This is a genomic window from Streptomyces sp. W16, from assembly GCF_033194735.1.
Lineage (GTDB): Bacteria > Actinomycetota > Actinomycetes > Streptomycetales > Streptomycetaceae > Streptomyces.
In genome coordinates, this window is sequence record NZ_JAWOAI010000774.1 from 1 (window position 1) to 3,457 (window position 3,457).

At 70.0% G+C, this 3,457-nt stretch carries 3 protein-coding genes; all 3 read left to right on the forward strand.

All coding sequences use genetic code 11. The annotated features are described in order from the left end of the window. Positions 1-781: S-methyl-5-thioribose-1-phosphate isomerase (locus tag R6V09_RS48965; protein WP_317887912.1), on the forward strand; the 781-nt coding region annotated here is incomplete at its 5' end. 8 nt (positions 782-789) lie between these two features. Beyond that, a complete protein-coding gene (gene mtrA, locus R6V09_RS48970) occupies positions 790-1,479 on the forward strand; it encodes a two-component system response regulator MtrA (RefSeq protein WP_187284748.1) in 690 nt (229 codons plus the stop codon). A gap of 1 nt (position 1,480) precedes the next feature. Continuing rightward, positions 1,481-3,457: MtrAB system histidine kinase MtrB (gene mtrB, locus R6V09_RS48975; protein WP_317887913.1), on the forward strand; the 1,977-nt coding region annotated here is incomplete at its 3' end.

Here is a 3,457-nt window from a genome sequence, read left to right on the forward strand (position 1 = left end):
CAAGGGAGGTGATCCCGAGCAGGCGGCCGGGGCCGCGCTGGCGGCGGCGCGGCGGTTGCACCGGGAGGACGCCGAGGCCAGCGCACGCATGGCCGCGCACGGGCTGGCCCTGTTGGACGAGCTGTTGCCGGGCGGTGGGCACCGGATTCTGACGCACTGCAACACCGGAGCGCTGGTGTCGGGCGGTGAGGGCACGGCCTTCGCGGTGGCGCTCGCGGCGCACCGGGACGGGCGGCTGCGGCGGCTGTGGGTGGACGAAACGCGTCCATTGCTGCAAGGTGCTCGCCTGACGGCTTATGAGGCGGCACGCAACGGAATGGCGTACACCTTGCTCACGGACAACGCGGCGGGCTCCTTGTTCGCGGCCGGGGAGGTGGATGCGGTGCTGATCGGGGCGGACCGGATCGCCGCCGACGGTTCGGTGGCGAACAAGGTGGGGAGCTATCCGCTCGCCGTGCTCGCCCGGTACCACAATGTGCCGTTCATCGTGGTGGCGCCGGTGACGACGGTGGATCCGGACACGCCGGACGGGGCGTCCATCGAGGTGGAGCAGCGCCCCGGCTTTGAAGTGACGGAGATCACGTCACCCCAAGTGACGGTGTCGGGAGCGGGAGGCGGGATTCCGGTGGCACCCCTGGGGACCCAGGCGTACAACCCGGCGTTCGACGTGACGCCTCCCGAGTTGGTGACGGCGATCGTCACCGAAGAAGGCGCTGTTTCGCCTGTGACGGCGGAGGCGCTGGCAGAGCTGTGTGACAGGTCACGACAGGTAACGATTTAGTTAATGGGATGATGTCGTTTATGAAGGGACGAGTCCTTGTCGTCGATGACGACACCGCACTGGCCGAGATGCTCGGCATTGTGTTGCGTGGTGAAGGTTTTGAGCCGTCTTTCGTAGCCGACGGCGACAAGGCGCTGGCCGCTTTCCGCGAGAGCAAGCCCGACCTGGTGCTCCTGGACCTGATGCTGCCCGGACGGGACGGTATCGAGGTGTGCCGCCTGATCAGGGCGGAGTCCGGGGTACCGATCGTGATGCTCACGGCGAAGAGCGACACCGTCGATGTCGTGGTGGGCCTGGAGTCGGGCGCTGACGACTACATCGTGAAGCCGTTCAAGCCGAAGGAGCTGGTCGCCCGGATCCGGGCGCGGCTGCGGAGGTCCGAGGAGCCGGCGCCCGAGCAGCTCGCCATAGGCGATCTGGTCATCGACGTGGCCGGTCACTCCGTGAAGCGGGACGGACAGTCGATCGCGCTGACGCCGCTGGAGTTCGACCTGCTGGTCGCGCTGGCCCGTAAACCGTGGCAGGTGTTCACGCGTGAGGTGCTCCTGGAGCAGGTCTGGGGCTACCGGCACGCGGCGGACACCCGTCTGGTCAACGTCCATGTCCAGCGGCTGCGTTCCAAGGTCGAGAAGGACCCGGAGCGGCCGGAGATCGTGGTGACCGTCCGCGGCGTCGGTTACAAGGCGGGACCGAGCTGACATGTCCAGGGACAGTGCCGCTTCGGCACCCGGGGGGACCGGGGCCCGCGCGGGGCGGCCTGTCGGCCGGAAGACGGCGGGCTCCCGCTGGGCACGCCTGTTGGAGGGCGGGCTGCTGCAGGGCGGAGTCCAGGGCAGCCCGGTCCTCCGCCTGTTCATGCGCTGGGTGCGCCGACCGCTGCTGCCGGTCATGCGGCTGTGGCGGCGCAACATCCAGCTCAAGGTCGTCGTCACCACCCTGCTGATGTCGCTGGGCGTCGTCCTGCTGCTGGGCTTCGTCGTCATCGGCCAGGTGCGCAACGGCCTGCTGGACGCCAAGGTGAAGGCCTCGCAGAGCCAGGCCACGGGTGGGTTCGCCGTGGCCAAACAGAGGGCGGACGAGGCGGCCAGCGGAACCGCCGACGACGGCTCCGCGACCGACGGCAACTCCACCCAGAACGTCATCTCCTGGATGAGCGACCTCGTGTCGTCGCTGTCCAGCGGCGGTCAGGGAGCCTTCGACGTGGTGACGCTGCCCGCGGGCGCGGACAGCGGCGGCGGTCGCAGTCCGCGCGGTTCCGGGTACGTCGACCCGTCCGCCAGCGTGCCCGAAGACCTGCGCGCCCGCGTCAACGACAACACGTCGGCGGCCCAGAGCTACACCCGGATCATCTACAGCAACGGCAAGGAGTCCCAGCCGGCGCTGGTCGTCGGCAAGCAGGTCAACGACCCGAACAACAACCCGTACCAGCTGTACTACCTCTTCCCGCTCACCCAGGAGGAGAAGTCGCTCAGCCTGGTCAAGGGGACGCTGGCGACGGCCGGGCTCTTCGTCGTCGTACTCCTCGGAGCCATCGCCTGGCTCGTGGTGCGGCAGGTCGTCACGCCGGTGCGGATGGCCGCCGGAATCGCCGAGAGGCTGTCCGCCGGGCGCCTCCAGGAGCGGATGAAGGTCACCGGTGAGGACGACATCGCGCGGCTCGGCGAGGCCTTCAACAAGATGGCGCAGAACCTCCAGCTGAAGATCCAGCAGCTGGAGGACCTGTCGCGGATGCAGCGCCGGTTCGTGTCCGACGTGTCGCACGAGCTGCGGACGCCGCTGACGACCGTACGCATGGCGGCCGATGTCATCCATGACGCGCGCGTGGACTTCGATCCGATGACCGCGCGGTCGGCCGAACTCCTGGCCGACCAGCTGGACCGGTTCGAGACGCTGCTCGCCGACCTGCTGGAGATCAGCCGCTTCGACGCGGGAGCGGCGGCCCTGGAGGCCGAGCCGATAGACCTCAGGGAGGTCGTACGGCGGGTCATCAGCGGGGCCGAGCCGCTCGCCGAGCGCAAGGGCACGCAGATACGCGTCGTCGGCGACCAGCAGCCCGTGGTCGCCGAGGCCGATGCCCGGCGGGTGGAGCGGGTGCTGCGCAATCTCGTCGTCAACGCCGTGGAGCACGGCGACGGCAAGGACGTCATAGTCAAGCTCGCCACCGCGGGCGGGGCGGTCGCCATCGCGGTGCGCGACTACGGGGTGGGGCTCAAGCCCGGCGAGGCGACCCGGGTGTTCAGCCGCTTCTGGCGGGCGGACCCGGCACGCGCGCGTACCACCGGTGGTACGGGTCTGGGGCTGTCCATCGCCCTTGAGGACGCGCGGCTGCACGGCGGCTGGCTGCAGGCGTGGGGTGAGCCGGGTGGCGGTTCGCAGTTCCGGCTCACGCTGCCGAGGACCGCGGACGAACCGCTGCGAGGCTCGCCGATACCCCTGGAGCCCAAGGACTCACGCCGTAATCGTGGACTTAATGACGCCGGTCTGCCGAGCGGGGGCGGGGACAAGCGCGCGACGGTCCCGGTGCAGCCGATGGGTGACCAGGGGCCGCCGATACCCGCGCGGACCCCGATCGCCCCGAGGCTGACCGCCACGACCGCGACAGCGGACCCTACGGCGCTGCCCGGCAACGGCGCGCGCGTGGTGCCCCGGCCGACCGGCGGCACACGGCGCCAGGAG

Excerpts from the sequence above, each read along its gene's own strand:
- mtrA (WP_187284748.1), top strand. The coding sequence starts at position 790 with ATGATGTCGTTTATGAAGGGACGAGTCCTTGTCGTCGATGACGACACC.